This is a genomic window from Pseudomonas sp. EU05-FHT14B02, assembly GCF_058791055.1.
The window spans coordinates 101,768-117,416 of record NZ_JBYTDD010000023.1; the positions used below are offsets into that span (position 1 = coordinate 101,768).

Genomic DNA, 15,649 nt, shown 5'->3' on the forward strand with positions numbered 1-15,649 from the left:
CTTGGACTAAGGCTCCACCCCAAGTTCATGCTTGACCAGTTCCAGCAGCTTGCCGGCATCAATCGGCTTGAGCAGAAAGTCCACCACATTCAAATGCATCGCGGCGATCGCATCTTTCACGTCGGCATCACCCGAGACGATGATGATCGGCAACGCCGCCCGTACCGACTCGCGCACCTGTCGGATCAGGTCCAGGCCGTCGACGAGGCCCATGCGCAGGTCGGTAATCACCAGTCCGATCGAAGGTTTCTCCTCCAGCATCTTGAGTGCCACTTCGCCACTGGCCGCCGTCATGCAGTGAATACCGTCAAGCGCCAGGATCTCTGACAGCAGTTCCCTGGCGTCTTTATCGTCATCAACGATCAGCACCCGTTGTGGCGGCAGGTCAGGTTCCAGCATGACGGCGCTCAACGCTTCGCGTTCGGCGTCGCTCAAAATATCGTGGTCGGACATGGCTTTCTCTACATGTTCAATTCATTTCCCTAGCACAGTGACGAGACATCGCTAAGCAGGCCTTAAATGTGCGCTTCGTCGGATATTTTTCCAATAGGGGGACAGAGAGGTTTTTCGCACAGTTGCGTAGGATTCTTCCGACATTTCAGCATACCAATCGCCTACCTAGACTTACGTCCAATGGGCACTCCGGCCACAGGGGTCGACCATATCTGGGTCATCCGACAACAACAATTCAAAAAAGACTGCGGTAATGGTTATGAGTAAAGCGGACGCCTTCACACAGGCAGGGAAAACCGCGGTGTTGCAGAACATCCAGGGCACGTTGCAATTCCTCCAGCGCTTCCCGCCTTTCAATCAGATGGAACACGCTCACCTGGCGTATCTGGTCGAGCAATGTCAGATGCGTTTTTACGCCCCCGGCGAGAGCATCATCAAACCCGCTGACGGCCCGGTCGAGCACTTCTATATCGTCAAGCAAGGCCGGGTCGTGGGCGAGCGTCCGCATACGGTAAACGGTAGCACCGAAACGGTCTTCGAGATCACCACTGGCGAATGTTTCCCTCTCGCGGCGTTGCTCGGTGAACGGGCGACCCGCACCGAGCACCTGGCCGGCGAAGACACCTTCTGCCTGCAACTGAACAAGCCAGCATTCATCCGCCTGTTTTCGCTATCGGACACCTTCCGCAACTTCGCCCTGCGCTGCGTCAGCAGCCTGCTGGATCAGGTCAACCAGCAAGTGCAGCAAAAAGCCGTGGAAACCCTGGGCACCCAATATTCGCTCAATACCCGACTGGGCGAATTGGCCATGCGCCACCCGGTGACATGCGCCCCACAGACGCCATTGCGCGAAGCCGTGACGTTGATGCATGAACAACAGGTCGGCAGCATCGTGGTAGTCGATGAACTCAAGGCGCCACTGGGGATTTTCACCCTGCGCGACCTGCGCCAGACCGTGGCCAACGGCAGCAGTGATTTCAACGAGGCCATCGAAGGGTACATGACCCGGGCGCCGTTCTTCCTGTCGCCGGATCAGAGTGCCTTCGACGCGGCGATTGCCATGACCGAGCGGCACATCGCCCATGTCTGCCTGGTCAAGGACCAGCGCTTGTGCGGCGTGGTTTCCGAGCGCGATCTGTTTTCCCTGCAACGAGTCGACCTGGTGCACTTGGCGCGCACGATCCGCAATGCCCAGAAAGTGGAAAACCTGATGGCGCTGCGGGGCGAAATCGGTCAACTGGTCGAGCGCATGCTGGCCCACGGCGCGTCTTCGACGCAAATCACCCACATCATCACCTTGCTCAACGACCACACCGTGTGCCGAGTGATCGAACTGACCCTCGCCGAAAAAGGCGACCCCGGCGTGCCGTTCAGCTGGCTGTGTTTCGGCAGCGAAGGCCGTCGCGAGCAGACCCTGCACACCGATCAGGACAACGGCATCCTGTTCGAAGCCAGGGATACGGCCCATGCCGCCGAGATTCGCGGCAAGCTGCTGCCCATTGCCCAGCAGATCAACCAGAGCCTGGCGCTGTGCGGCTTCACCTTGTGCAAGGGCAATATCATGGCCGGCAACCCCGAGCTGTGCCTATCCCGGGCCGAATGGGCGCGGCGCTTTGCGGCGTTTATCCGCGAGGCAACCCCGGAGAACCTGCTGGGTTCGAGCATCTATTTCGATTTGCGCGTGGTCTGGGGCAGCGAGCAAGGCTGTGAGCAATTGCGCCGGAGCATTCTCGACCAGGTCGGCGACAACCGCTTGTTCCAGCGCATGATGGCTGAGAATGCGTTGCGCAATCGCCCGCCCGTCGGGCGTTTCCGCGAGTTCGTACTGGCGCGAAAGAATGGCGAGAAGGCCACCCTCGACCTGAAGACTCAGGGTCTGACACCCTTTGTCGACGGCGCCCGGTTGCTGGCCCTGGCCCACGGTATCGAAACAAACAACACGCTGGAGCGTTTTCGCCAGTTGGTCGACAAGGAGGTCATCGATCCCCTGGACGGCGCCGCATACGAAGAGGCCTATCACTTCATCCAGCAAACCCGCATGCAGCAACATCAACTACAGACCCGAGAGAATTTTCCTTACTCAAATCGGGTCGATCCCGACAGCCTCAATCATTTGGACCGGCGCATCCTGCGTGAGTCCCTGCGCCAGGCACAGCGCCTGCAAAGCAGCCTGACCTTGCGGTATCAGTTATGAGCCTGTTTTCATGGCTGCGCCCGGCCGGCCCGAGCTTGTCCGCAGACCTGCAACAACGTCTTCAACGCCTGCCGACGGTCACCGGATTGAGTGAATGCAGCCTGCGCGAGCAGCGCTGGGTAGTGCTCGACCTGGAAACTACCGGGCTGAATATGAACAAGGACCGGGTACTGTCCATCGGCGCCGTGGTGATCGAGGATGGTGCGATCGATTTCAGTCGACAGTTCGAGCGAACCTTGCAATGCGGCGAACTCAAACTCGGCCCCAGTGTGTTGATTCACGGCTTGGGCCCCAGTGCAATTGCTGCCGGCAGCGACCCGGCCGAGGCGCTGCTCGAACTCATGGAGTTTGTCGGCGACAGCCCGGTGCTGGCCTTCCATGCGCCGTTCGACCAGCACATGTTGGGGCGCGCCCTGAAGGATCATCTGGGTTACAAGTTGCAGCATGCCTTTCTGGATGTGGCAGATATTGCGCCGCTGCTATGCCCCCAGGCGCACATTCGCAAGGCCGGGCTGGACGATTGGATCGACTGGTTCAAGCTCGAAGTCTTCGAGCGCCACCACGCCAGCGCCGACGCCCTGGCCACCGCCGAACTGGCACTGATCCTGTTCAGCCGTGCGCGGCAGCAGCAGATTCATAGCCCGTTGAATTTGCAACAGCGCTTGAGTCAGTGGAAGCGCCGGCAGCAGGCGCCTTCCCTCTGACCTACAGAGGCCTTCGCCAAATCCCCACCCGACCAACGCCAATTGCTTACCTCCCGCGCCTCTGCCACAATCGCGAACAATTCTCGTTAGTTAATACTTCCCAATCGGTGATGCGGCGTGTCGTCAGTCCCAAGCCCTCAAAGTGAGCTCGTCGGTGCGTTATATCGCGACCATCGCGGTTGGCTATTGGCTTGGCTTCGACGCAACGTCGCCTGCCCGCAGCGGGCCGAAGACCTGAGCCAGGACACTTTCGTGCGTTTGCTGGGCCGTGAGGAACTGAAGGCACCGCGCGAGCCGCGGGCATTCCTGGTGGCGATCGCCAAGGGCCTGCTGTTCGATTATTTCCGTCGCGCCGCGCTGGAACAGGCCTACCTCACCGAGTTGATGCTGATTCCCGAAGCCGAACAACCGTCGGCGGAAGAACAGCAAATGATCCTCGAAGACCTGAAAAACATCGACCGCTTGCTCGGCAAACTTTCCAGCAAGGCCCGGGCGGCATTCCTCTATAACCGCCTCGACGGCCTCGGTCACGCGGAAATCGCCGAGCGCCTCGGTGTGTCGGTGCCGCGGGTGCGCCAGTACCTGGCCCAAGGCATTCGCCAGTGCTATATCGCGCTGTATGGTGAGCCGACATGAACCCGGTCAGTTCCAAACCGGTATCGGCCAGCGTGCTGGACGCGGCGATTGCCTGGCAGCTGTCCATGGACTCCGCCAACCCGGTAGAGCGCGAAGAGTTCGCCAAGTGGCACGCGGCCCACGAAGAGCACGCCCGCGCCTGGCGCCAGTTGGGCATGCTCGACCAACGCTTCAGCGTGGCCAGCGGCCCGGCCCGCACTGCCTTGCTGCAATCGCGCGAAGGCATTCGTCGGCGAATGCGCAAGCTTGGCAACGGTGTCGCCAGTTTCGTTGCCGTGGTCGGCCTGGCCCTGTTCGCCGGGGATCGTTACCTGCCGATCGACTATTGGCTGGCCGACCAGCGCACCGCCGTTGGCGAGCAACGCACCCTGCGTCTGGTTGACGGCACGCTGATCAATCTCAATACCCACAGTGCGCTGGATGTGCGTTTCGATGAAAAGCAGCGGCGCATCGTGCTTCAGGAAGGCGAAATACTGGTTGAAACCGGCCATGGCGATCCCCGGCCGTTCATCGTCGAAACCCGCGAAGGCAGCATGCGTGCGCTGGGTACGCGGTTTCTGGTCAAGCGCGAGGAAGACGGAACGCGCTTGAGCGTATTGCAGTCGGCGGTGGCGGTTCACCCTGAGTCCAACCCTGACGAAAAGATTCTGCGCGAAGGCCAGCAGGTACTGATCCGCAACAACGGCCTGGGCCCGGTTCTGGCCGTCAACCTCGGTGCGGATGCCTGGACCCGCGGCATGCTGGTGGTGGACAACACGCGCCTGGAGGACCTGGTGCATGAAATCGGCCGCTATCGAAACGGTTACGTCGGGGTCGCGCCGGAAGTGGCCGACCTACGCATCACCGGCAGTTTCCCGCTACGCGACACCGACCTGGCACTCAACGCCCTGCTGCCGACCCTGCCGGTGCAGATCGAACAGCACACGCAGTGGTGGGTGAAGGTCGTGGCCAAGGCCGATACCAAACCCTGAAATGCTTTGTATCTGATCGGCCGTCATCGCGAGCAAGCTCGCTCCCACATTGGAATGTATTTCAAAATGTGGGAGCGAGCTTGCTCGCGATGACGGCGTTCGACGCCCCACAAAAACCGATTTGACTCAATACCAGCCGCAACCGACTTCTGAATCGAACCGACTTCTGAATCGAAATTATTTTCATCCAGCCCTATCACTTTTTGATTTTCGTACGGCACACAGGCAATTGAGAAATGTTTCCATTCAGGAGCCGCTGTATGCCTCGTTCGCTAGACTCCCTGTTACGCCGCAGTTTGCTGGCGGTTGCCATTGCCCTTTGCACCCCTTTGGCCAGCAGCCAACTGGTCGCCGCTGAACAGGCGTCCAGCGTCCGCGCCTACAACCTGCCGACCGCTCCACTGGTCAACACCCTGAACCAGATTGCCAGCCAGGCCGGTCTGGCCCTGTCGTTGAATCCATCCCTGGCGGCGGGCAAGACCTCGGCGCCGGTCAAAGGCCAGTTCGACGCAGCCGGCGCCCTGCGCGAAGCCCTGCGTGGCACCGGGCTGCAACTGGAACAGAGCAGTGCGGGCACCTATAGCCTGGTGGCCGTGCCCGAGGGTGTGATGGACCTGCCGGTAACCAGCGTGATTGGTGTGCAAGACACTGAAAGCGCCTGGGGCCCGGCACAGGGCTACCTGGCCAAGCGCACCGCCGCCGGCACCAAGACCGACACCGCGCTGGTCGAGGCACCGCGTTCGATTTCGGTCGTCACTCGCGAGCAGATGGACGACCGCAACGCGCACACCCTCGACGATGCCGTGCGCTACTTGCCGGGCATCACCTCCAGCAGTTTCGGCAGCGACACCCGCGCCGACTGGTTGCGTGTGCGGGGTTTCGAGCCGACTCAATTCCTCGACGGCCTGCCACTGCCAAAAGGTGTGTACTCCAATCCGAAACAGGAAACCTGGAACCTCGACCGCCTGGCGCTGCTGCGCGGCCCGGCCTCCTCCGTGTACGGCCAGACCCCGCCGGGCGGCCTGCTGGACATGGTCAGCCGTCGCCCAAGCGCTGAAGCCAGCAGCGAGATCCAGCTGCAATACGGCAGCGACAATCATCGCCAGATCAACTTCGCCAGCACCGGCAAGATCGATGACGAAGGCCAGTTCCTTTACAGCCTCAGCGGCGTGCTGCGCGACGGCGGCACGCCCATCGACCACATAGATGACAAGCGCTACAACATTGCCCCCAGCCTGACCTGGAACATCGACGAAGACACCAAATTCACCCTGCTCACGCAGTTCACCCGTGACGATACCGGTATCACCAGTCAGTTCTATCCGATCCAGGGCACCAAGATCGACATGCCGTTCGGCGATATCTCCCACCACAAGAACCTGGGTGACCCGAACTACGACTTCTACGACCGCACCTACTACGCACTGGGTTATGCCTTCGAACACCGCTTGAACGATGTCTGGCAGTTCCGCCAGAACCTGCGCTACACCAAGTCGGAGCTGTCGTTCCAGGCCGTGACCGTCAACAGCTACAACCCTGACTTTGCCAACCTCGGCTTTGTCGTCGACGATCAAGGCAACACCGGCCGTGGCACCACCAATGTCGACGAAGACATCGCCCAATTCGCCGTGGACAACAACTTCCAGGGCGACTTCGTCACCGGCGACGTCAGTCACACCTTGCTGATCGGCCTGGACCACCAGCGCAACACCACCAACTACCTCTCGATCTTCGGCACCGCGCCGGGCATCAACGTCAACGACCCGGTCTATGGCTTGCCGATCGAGCGTCCGGCACGCTCCACAGCCTTCTATGACTACGAACAGAAGACCCAGCAGACCGGCCTGTACATCCAGGACCAGATGGCCCTCGGCCAATGGCGCCTGACCCTCGGCGGTCGTGAAGACTGGGTCCACACCGGCACCACGTTCTTCAACAAGGGCGATGCCACCAACACCGAACGCGACAAGAACTTCAGCGGCAACGCGGCGATCAGCTACGTGTTCGACTCGGGCTTCGTGCCTTACCTGTCCTACGCCGAATCGTTCCAGCCGACCAGCAATGCCGTTGCCTCGCCGACCGAGTCGTTCAAGCCGACCGAAGGCAAGCAATGGGAACTGGGGATCAAGTACCAGCCACCGGGCAGCAACACCCTGCTGACCGCGGCTGTGTATGACCTGACCCAGAAAAACGTTTCCGTCACCAACAACGTGGGCAACGTGACAGTCACCAGCCAGACCGGCGAAGTGAAAGTCAAAGGCCTGGAACTGGAAGCCGTTTCCGACGTGACCGAAAACCTCAAGGTCACCGCTGCCTACACCCTGGCCAAATCCGAAGTGCAAGAGGGCATCTACAAGGGCAATCGCCTGCAACTGATGCCTAACCAGCAAGCGTCAGTGTGGGGCGACTACACCTGGCACAGCGGCGTGCTGGATGGCTTCGGCATCGGCGCTGGCGCGCGCTATACCGGCAATACCTATGGCGACCAGGCCAACACCTGGCTGGGCAAGGCCGACGCCTACACGGTGTTCGACGCAGTGGTTCACTACGACCTCGGTCGCCTGGACAACAGCCTCAAAGGCGCTTCGCTGGCCGTCAACGCAACCAACCTGCTCGACAAGGACTACATCTCGACTTGCGACAGCTACTACTGCTACTACGGCGACCAGCGCAGTGTCGTCGCAAGTGCAACCTACAAGTGGTAACGCTTTGAGCTGACACGCCCAATGACCAGGCCGTCCTTCGTGGGCGGCTTTGGTTTTTCTGAAGGCTATGAAATGAAAAGTAAAACAATTCGCCGCTGGTCCTTCGTCCACACCTGGTCCAGCCTGATCTGCACAGCGTTTCTGCTGATGCTGGCACTGACCGGCCTGCCGTTGATCTTTCACCACGAGATCGACCACTTGCTGGGCGATGCGCCTGAAGTGAAGGTAATGTCGGCGGACACCCCACACCTGAATTTGCAGCAGTTGGTGGACGCGGCCGAGAAACATCGTCCCGGTGAAGTCATGCAGTACTTCGGCTTCGAGGACGATGAGCCCAACGCAGTGCTGACCATCATGGCCGCGACCGCAGGCACCGAGCCGAACTCGTCCCACACCTTCATGCTCGACGCCCGTACTGGCGAAGCGCTGGAAACGCCATCGGCCAACGGCGGCTTCATGATGGTCATGTTGCGCCTGCACGTGGACATGTTCGCCGGCTTGCCGGGCAAGTTACTGCTGGCGTTCATGGGAATTGCGTTCGTGACAGCGATCGTTTCCGGCACAGTGCTGTACTTGCCGTTCATGCGCCGCTTGAAATTCGCCACCGTGCGCCAGGACAAATCCACTCGCCTGCGCTGGCTCGACCTGCATAACCTGATCGGCGTCGTGACATTGACCTGGGCGCTGGTGGTCGGCGTAACCGGCGTCGTCAGTGCCTGCGCAGACCTACTGATTGCCGCATGGCGCAACGACACACTGGCCGCGATGATCGCGCCGTATCGCGATGCACCACCGCTGACTCAACTGGCGCCGGCCAACCGTTTGCTCGACATCGCCAAAGAAGTCGCACCGGGCATGCAGCCGGACTTCATCGCCTTCCCCGGCACACGCTTTTCCAGTGAGCACCATTACGCAGTGTTCATGAAGGGCAGCACGCACCTGACCTCGCACCTGCTGACGCCGGTTCTGATCGATGCCAGCACCCTGCAAGTCACCGCAGTGGTCGAACGCCCGTGGTACATGGACGTCATGGGCATGTCACAACCGCTGCACTTCGGTGACTACGGCGGCATGCCGATGCAGATACTCTGGGCGACCCTCGATGTGCTGACCATCATCGTGCTCGGCAGCGGGGTCTACCTGTGGGTGGTGCGGCGCAAGGCTGCCAGGCCGGTGCTGGAAAAAGCGGAGAGCGCGGCATGAAGCCCCGGCAGTCGAACTTCTGGAAAGTGTTTAGCACTCCAATCGTCATCGCCTTGTTCAGCGCAGCAGGGTTGTTTGCCGCGTTGCTCGGGGATGGTGTGTGGGATTCGCTGAGCTGGCTAGGCTTGGGCATCCCCGCCGCTGTTGCCCTGCGGGGACTCCTGCAACGCCGCTGAAGCGACATCCCCCGGTAGGAGCGAGCTTGCTCGCGATGCACCCGAGAACTCCCAGGGGTGTCAGTCTTCCAACGTCATCGTTGACGACCATCGCGAGCAAGCTCGCTCCCACAAGGGGCCAAGCCATGATGCTTGAGCAATCAGACCAACGCGCTATGCTGCCCGACACTGCCACCGACCGAGACGCTGCCATGTCCGCCCCGAGCATGACCCTGTACCACAACCCGCTTTCCCCCTTCGTTCGCAAAGTCATGGTGCTGCTGCACGAAACCGGACAACAGAACCGCGTAGCGTTACAGACCAGCGTACTGACCCCGGTCAACCCGGACCTGACCCTGATCGACGACAACCCCCTGAGCAAAATCCCGGCCCTGCGCCTGGCCGATGGCAATGTCATCCATGACAGCCGGGTCATCCTCGACTACCTCGACCACCAGCACGTCGGTAACCCGCTGATCCCCCGCGAAGGCTCGGCCCGCTGGCGGCGCCTGACCCTCGCTTCACTGGCCGACGGGATCATGGACGCGGCCGTGCTGGTGCGCTACGAAGTCGCCCTGCGCCCCCCGGAAAAACACTGGGACGAATGGCTCGACGGCCAGCGCGACAAGATCCGTCGCGCCCTGGCATTGCTGGAAAAGGACGCGATTGCCGAGCTGACCTGCCACTTCGACGTTGCCGCGATCAGCGTGGCCTGTGCATTGGGTTACCTGGACCTGCGCCATCCGGATCTGGACTGGCGCACGGCGAATCCGCAACTCGCGGCGTGGTATTTCGAGGTGAGCCAGCGGCCTTCGATGATTGCGACGATGCCGAAGGTTTAGAACTTCGCCGGCTGTACTGGCATCTTCGCGAGCAGGCTCGCTCCCACCTTTGACAGCGGTGCCATGTGGGAGCGAGCCTGCTCGCGATGGCACCACAACGGATCTAACGCAAACAACCCTGCAATCAGCGTCGCCAATACCCTCCCCTCCCGCTGATCTTCCCGCAACCCCACCGACCGGCTCATTGCACCGCTCCAATATCGAAGTTCAGCGGTTTCCCCGCTTTCTGCCCAACCCCATACCAATCCAGCTTCCGCGTCAGCACCATGAACACGCCGAGCAAACCGAACAGCAACAACGACCCCATCAACAGCGCGTAATCCTCTGCACTCAACAGCCCATAGAGCAGCCCATACAACGCCGCCAATCCCACAGAAAAACTCAAGCCGTGGCGCACGCTGCGCAACACGTGGCAAACGTAGAATCCGATCAACAACACACAACCGCTGGCGGACAACAGGTACGCCAAGGCAAAGCCGATGTGCTCGGACAACGACAGCAACAACAGGTAGAAGAACGCCAGCGCCACACCTACCAACGCATATTGCACCGGGTGCACCGCGAGGCTTTTCAGCACTTCGAACAGGAAGAAACCGGCAAAGGTCAGGACGATGAACAGCAGCGCATATTTGATCGCCCGGTCGCTTTTCAGGTACTGGTCCACGGGTTCGATGAAGCTCACGCCGAAGCTGCGACCGAACAACGCCTCACAGCCACCGCGGGACACGCAGCTGTTCAGCGTTTCTTGCAGGTTGGTGGAGAAAAACGAGGTTTGCCAATGGGCGGTAAAACCTTGATCAGTGATCTCGCGCTGGGCAGGCAGGTAGTTGCCGATGAAGCTTGGATGCGGCCAGTTGGCACTCAGCGAAACTTTGCTGGTCTTGCCCACCGGCAGTATTTGTAACTGGCCGGTGCCTTGCAGCTTCAGGTCAAAACCGAAGGCCAACTCCGTGGCCTGCTTTGTTTCCAACGCCGGCAGGGTCACGTGGACACCTTCACCCAGCCAGCTCACTTGGCTGCCCGGAATGAAGTCCAGGTTCTGGCCGTTGAGTTCAAGCTTCAAAGCGTTTTCGATACCACGAATGTCGCTGATGCCAACAGCGAGGAATGGCTGATCGAACTGGTAATCGGCGAAATCTTCCTTGATGCCCAGTTGAACCGGCAGGGAAAAGTGGCCGCTAATGCGGTTGTCTGCATGGAACAACCGCGCCTGGTAAATACCTCGGGAACGCAGTTCGGTCTGAACGTCTGCGACGAGTTCGAAGCGCTCCGGCAGAAAATACAAACGACCGCGCTCTTCACCGACCTCCTGATAACGCTCGTTGGTTTTTTCGTGGGTCTTCCAGGTGCGCACGACTTTGCGATACGGCACCACCATCAGCGGGCCGCTCAATTGCTGGTTGTAACTGGAGCTGCGGGCAATGTCTTCGAGCACACCGTCGCGCAGTTGCTGGCGCTCCTGGATCACGCCGTTGATCATCAGCAGTGGAATCAGCAACAACAGAATCAACAGGGCAATTGCCCCGAGTTTTAGGGTCAGGCTACGGTTCATGGGACTCTCCCTGTTTTGGATGGGGAGAGTCTGGATTCGGTATGTGGTGGAGCCATGGGGGGAATGTGGAGATTGTGTGAAGATTCAGCCTGCTCGCGATTGGCCGTAACTCGCTCTTAAGGCAGGTGTAACTTCACCTCCACACCGCCGTCGACATTACCAATGCTCATCGTACCGCCATGCAGCTTGACCACTTCCTCGACAAAATTGAGCCCAAGCCCGGTACTTTTGCGCCCACTGTCGGGACGCGGCAACGAGTAAAAACGCTCGCTCAAACGCGGCAGCGCGTAGTCGGGAATCGGCTCTGCCTGATTGAAAAGCTTGAACTCGACCTGCTCGCCTGTCCGTTCGGCGGTGAATCGCAACACACCTTCAACAGGGGTGAAATCCAGCGCATTGTCCAGCAGATTACCCAACGCCTGGCGCAGCAGAAATGGCTCGCCGATCAGCACCAGGTCCGATGAAATCGTTTGCTCTACGCGCAACTGTTTACCTTCGATTCGCGCAGATTGCGCGTTCAGCAGGCCATCCACCAAAGCTGCCAATGGCACCGCCACCCGCTGCTCCAGCCCTTGGCGTTGCTCGACCTGCGCCAGGTTCAAAAGCCGCTCGATCAGCTGCTGCATGCGCGCACTTTCACTGTCGATATTGCCGACGAAACGTTGCCGCTGTGCCGGAGGCATTTCGCCCTGTAACAGTTCCGCCGCGCCACGAATCGCCGCCAACGGACTCTTCAGCTCATGGGTCAAGGTGTGCACGTAACGTTCGACGTAGGCCTTGCCTTCAAGCTGCGTGCGCATCTGCTCCACTGCCGTGGCCAATTGCTCCAGCTCACCGCCGCGATAATGCGGCACTTCAACCCGCCGGCCTTCACTGACGCCTTGGGCGTACACCGTCAATCTTCGCAGGGCTCGGCTGAGCCACCAGGATAACAACGCGCCGAACAGCAGACCGAGGCCGATCAGCCCGGCGCCGTACACCAGCAACCGGCGTTCCGTGCGATCCACATAAGGCTGCAACGAGCTGTTGGGCTTGGCCACAGTGACCACGCCGATGATCTGGCCGTTGTCGCGAATCGGCGCGCCGACGTGCATCACCGAAGACCCCGGATCGTTCGGGTCATTGCGCGTGGAGCGTGCGCCGTATTCGCCACGCAGGGTCAGGTAGACGTCGTTCCAGCGCGAGTAATCCTGCCCCACCGCCGTCCCGCTGGAGTCCAGCACGACAATGCCCTTGGCGTCGGTGACGTAGATGCGGTGGTTGACCTGATTCTTTGGCAAGCCCCAGATTTTCGCTCCGGGCTGTCGCTCACCATAGGCCTTGAGCAGTTCCGGCCAGCGATTCTGGTTGAGGCTGCCGGCCTTGAAGTCGTCGCGCAGGATCTCGGCCATCAGGTTGGCGGTATCGACCAGGGTTTCTTCGGTGGACTGGCGCACGCCGGGGCGGATTTCCTGCATGACCGTGTTGAGCACAAAGTAGCCGGTCAGGCCGATGAACAGTGCGTAGACCAGGAAAATCCGGATTCCCAGCGGCATCAGCTTTGTCCCGGGTTGTAGCTGTAGCCGAGGCCGCGGTGGGTCTGGATCGGTTCGGCGTCAGCCTTCACCAATCGCAACTTGGCGCGCACGCTCTTGATGTGGCTGTCGATGCTGCGCTCGTAACCGGCGTCGGCCGCCACACCCAGGGCATCGAGCAACTGTTCGCGGCTGAAGACTCGCTCGGGTTGCTCCAGCAGGCATTGCAGCAGACGGAATTCATGGCGGGTCAGGGTCAGCAGTTGACCGCGATAACTGATTTGCACACGCTCACTGTCGATGCGAAACAGCGTCGCCGACGGGTCGCTCACCGTGCGGGGCACCATGCGCTTGAGAATCGCCCGGACCCGCGCCGCCACTTCTCGAGGGCTAAACGGTTTGACCACGTAATCGTCGGCGCCGATTTCCAGGCCCACGACGCGATCGATTTCGCCATCCCGGGCGCTGAGGAACATCACCGGCACTTCGCTGAAGCGTCGCAGTCGCTTGCAGGTTTCGAAGCCGCTGATGTCCGGCAGGCCGATATCGAGAATGATCAGATCCGCCGGGGTCTGGCGCTGGTGCTCCAGCGCCGCCGCGCCCAGGCTCAGCCATGTGGTGGTGAAGCCCTCGCCTTGCAGGGCGAAAACCAGGGTGTCGGCAATGGCCGCTTCGTCTTCGACAATCAGGATATGAGGCATGGCGTCCGAGCCCGGCAGTGATGTGGGCGAACGGTGACTCAAGGGGGAATCGGCGTCAATCAGGCTGAGCTGATTGTCGCTCAGGTCTGTAGTACCTAGCAGTTCTGCTAGTAGGCAGCTTCTGAAAAAACTCCGATGCTTAAGTTTATGCGATCCGGACCTTGAACGGAGTTCAACCCATGTCTAACACATCCCGTGACACTGTACTGTGTCGCTATCACTACGATCCACTGGATCGCCAAAATGGCTGCACAGTACTTCAGCAACTCGCCATCCAGCGTTTTCATTGCAAAAGCCGACTGACCACTGAGATTCAGGGCGCCGTTCGGTGGAGCATCCTTCAGCACGACGACCAGTTGCTGGCCCAGCAAAGTCGCCTCGACGCCAAAGTAGGCACCACCCTGCTGGCTACCGACCAACAACGCTCGATACTCAATGCCCTGGACGCCACTCAACCTAATCCCCTCGCCTACACACCTTACGGCCATCGTCCGGCGGAAAACGGTTTGCTCAGCTTGCTCGGCTTCAATGGCGAACGGCCGGACCCGGTGACCGGGCATTATCATTTAGGCAATGGGTATCGGCAGTTCAATCCGGTGTTGATGCGGTTTAACAGCCCGGATAGTAGGAGTCCGTTTGGGATGGGTGGGGTTAATGCTTATGCGTACTGTGGAGGAGAACCGGTAAATCGCAATGATCCAACGGGGCACACCTGGCGTCCGCTTAAAATTTTTCTAAGAAAAATCGGCGTGATGAAAAAAGCTGCCAAACCCAAAACCGTTGTACAAATTGGTGCATGGCAACAAGTTCCTGGCGACCCAGAGCGCGTACAGCTCCCCTCTAAAATCCCCCGAAAACAAAAGCAGGCAAAACTGACAAAAAAGGAGGAGGAACAGTTCCGAAAAGAGCTCGACAAAGCACTTTCCGACGGTAGGAACATGGATCAGCAGCTTCGTTTGAATAATGCAGCCAGTACAAGCGGTAATTCAGCAACCTCACCTAACAGGGCGCCGAATCGCGGCGCCCTCACTTCAAGTCATTCTGCTGTTTCAGACTCTGTTGAACACATGCCAACAGAAGAGCTTGCTCAATTTAGGAATACTGTAAGTGAATGGCAAAATGTCGGCACCGAAAGGAGCAACATTTTACAAACCATAGACAGTGAAATAGCAATCAGAGAGCTGAACGTCTTTAAAGAACCACCCACTAGCAATAGGGGTATACGTCGGGGTGAGCCGGGTTATTAAACACGGATCATATCTAGCTTGGCACCTTCCAACGAAGGTGCCCCATTCATTTCATTAACAATCCGGCTTGTCCGCCGTAAACCTTCTCGCCGGATTCACCGCCGCGCCAAACTCACGCAACGCCTTGGCCCCAATCAGCAACGGATAGTTGAAGCTACTACGGTCAGTCAGGTTGACCTCGACCGTGCGTTTGACGTTGCCCAGGCACAATTCCAGATCGACCACCGGACGCTTGCTGGGCGCGGTGGCGTCTTCATCCTCGTCCTCTTCGGAACGGGTCTTGATTTTGCTGATCCGCGCGACTTTATGCTCGTAGACCTTGTTGCTCGCATCCTTGGTCGCGAGGCGGAAACGTACCCAGTCTTCACCGTCGCGGGTAAAGGTTTCGATGTCCTTGGCCGACAGCGACGCGGTCAGGGCACCGGTGTCCATCTTGGCCTTGAGCACTTCACCGCCAATTTCCGGCAGCGCGATGTATTCGTAACGTCCGTACAGCGTGGGCTCGGCGGCCATGACCGGCAGGGCCAGAAGAGAAAGCAGTGCGAGGAGCGATTTCACGTATGGGGCTTCCTTGAGCAATGGGCAGCGAAATTTTAGACAGTCAGTTGGCAATTCGTTCGTTCTTGGAATCGCTTCGCGGGCAAGCCACGCTCCCACAGGGTTTTGTGTCGTTCACACATCTTGTGTACACCCCAATCCACTAATGAAATGGCTCCCCCCTCACACCCTGTGATCATTCTCTAAGCTTTCACAGGGTGTCTTTCGGAGGCTA

14 protein-coding genes are annotated in these 15,649 nt (G+C 59.6%); 9 read left to right on the forward strand and 5 right to left on the reverse strand.

The features are described from left to right. Positions 1 to 6: 6 nt before the first annotated feature. Entirely contained in the window at positions 7 to 453 is a 447-nt protein-coding gene (locus AC3WTM_RS20740) for a response regulator (protein ID WP_102670834.1), read from the reverse strand. Between the two features lie 253 nt (positions 454 to 706). Between AC3WTM_RS20740 and AC3WTM_RS20745 the strand changes: the two genes are divergently transcribed. From AC3WTM_RS20745 to AC3WTM_RS20780, 8 genes are all read left to right on the forward strand, one after another. Beyond that, complete coding sequence (locus AC3WTM_RS20745; RefSeq protein WP_102670833.1) at positions 707 to 2,647, forward strand: putative nucleotidyltransferase substrate binding domain-containing protein; 1,941 nt, start codon at positions 707 to 709, stop codon at positions 2,645 to 2,647. Continuing rightward, entirely contained in the window at positions 2,644 to 3,351 is a 708-nt protein-coding gene (locus AC3WTM_RS20750; RefSeq protein WP_102670832.1) for a 3'-5' exonuclease, read from the forward strand. Before AC3WTM_RS20745 ends, AC3WTM_RS20750 begins: the two co-directional genes overlap by 4 nt. 117 nt (positions 3,352 to 3,468) lie before the next feature. Continuing rightward, positions 3,469 to 3,987, forward strand: coding sequence for an RNA polymerase sigma factor (locus AC3WTM_RS20755; protein ID WP_090451802.1), 519 nt, complete (start codon positions 3,469 to 3,471; stop codon positions 3,985 to 3,987). Further along, positions 3,984 to 4,958 (forward strand): FecR domain-containing protein, encoded by a 975-nt coding sequence (locus tag AC3WTM_RS20760; RefSeq protein WP_102670831.1) that lies wholly within the window; start codon positions 3,984 to 3,986, stop codon positions 4,956 to 4,958. Before AC3WTM_RS20755 ends, AC3WTM_RS20760 begins: the two co-directional genes overlap by 4 nt. 260 nt (positions 4,959 to 5,218) lie before the next feature. Beyond that, the gene (locus tag AC3WTM_RS20765) at positions 5,219 to 7,663 is read left to right on the forward strand and encodes a TonB-dependent siderophore receptor (protein ID WP_102670830.1); all 2,445 of its coding nucleotides are present in this window, start codon (positions 5,219 to 5,221) and stop codon (positions 7,661 to 7,663) included. A 72-nt stretch (positions 7,664 to 7,735) separates the two neighbouring features. Next, on the forward strand, positions 7,736 to 8,866 hold the full coding sequence (locus AC3WTM_RS20770) for a PepSY-associated TM helix domain-containing protein (protein ID WP_102670896.1): 1,131 nt from the start codon (positions 7,736 to 7,738) through the stop codon (positions 8,864 to 8,866). Beyond that, positions 8,863 to 9,042, forward strand: a complete 180-nt coding sequence (locus AC3WTM_RS20775) for a hypothetical protein (RefSeq protein ID WP_085716476.1) — start codon at positions 8,863 to 8,865, stop codon at positions 9,040 to 9,042. The genes AC3WTM_RS20770 and AC3WTM_RS20775 overlap by 4 nt, the downstream gene beginning before the upstream one ends. A gap of 191 nt (positions 9,043 to 9,233) precedes the next feature. Continuing rightward, positions 9,234 to 9,863, forward strand: a complete 630-nt coding sequence (locus tag AC3WTM_RS20780) for a glutathione S-transferase family protein (protein ID WP_102670895.1) — start codon at positions 9,234 to 9,236, stop codon at positions 9,861 to 9,863. Positions 9,864 to 10,044: 181 nt separating this feature from the next. Here the strand turns inward: AC3WTM_RS20780 and creD are convergent, their stop codons facing one another. The 3 genes from creD to creB form a co-directional block, all read right to left on the reverse strand. Then, positions 10,045 to 11,415 carry a cell envelope integrity protein CreD gene (gene creD, locus AC3WTM_RS20785; RefSeq protein ID WP_102685553.1) on the reverse strand — a complete coding sequence of 457 codons (1,371 nt, stop codon included), beginning with the start codon at positions 11,413 to 11,415 and terminating at the stop codon, positions 10,045 to 10,047. A gap of 116 nt (positions 11,416 to 11,531) precedes the next feature. Beyond that, the gene (gene creC / locus AC3WTM_RS20790) at positions 11,532 to 12,950 is read right to left on the reverse strand and encodes a two-component system sensor histidine kinase CreC (RefSeq protein ID WP_102670827.1); all 1,419 of its coding nucleotides are present in this window, start codon (positions 12,948 to 12,950) and stop codon (positions 11,532 to 11,534) included. Continuing rightward, complete coding sequence (creB, locus tag AC3WTM_RS20795) at positions 12,950 to 13,630, reverse strand: two-component system response regulator CreB (RefSeq protein WP_102670826.1); 681 nt, start codon at positions 13,628 to 13,630, stop codon at positions 12,950 to 12,952. The genes creC and creB overlap by 1 nt, the downstream gene beginning before the upstream one ends. A 179-nt stretch (positions 13,631 to 13,809) precedes the next feature. Here creB and AC3WTM_RS20800 point away from each other — a divergent pair, with 179 nt between their 5' ends. Next, complete coding sequence (locus AC3WTM_RS20800; protein WP_102670825.1) at positions 13,810 to 14,877, forward strand: RHS repeat-associated core domain-containing protein; 1,068 nt, start codon at positions 13,810 to 13,812, stop codon at positions 14,875 to 14,877. A gap of 54 nt (positions 14,878 to 14,931) precedes the next feature. On the opposite strand, the gene rloA2 is transcribed toward AC3WTM_RS20800, so the two are convergent. Beyond that, positions 14,932 to 15,435 (reverse strand): retropepsin-like aspartic peptidase RloA2, encoded by a 504-nt coding sequence (gene rloA2, locus AC3WTM_RS20805; RefSeq protein WP_102670824.1) that lies wholly within the window; start codon positions 15,433 to 15,435, stop codon positions 14,932 to 14,934. Positions 15,436 to 15,649: the final 214 nt, after the last annotated feature.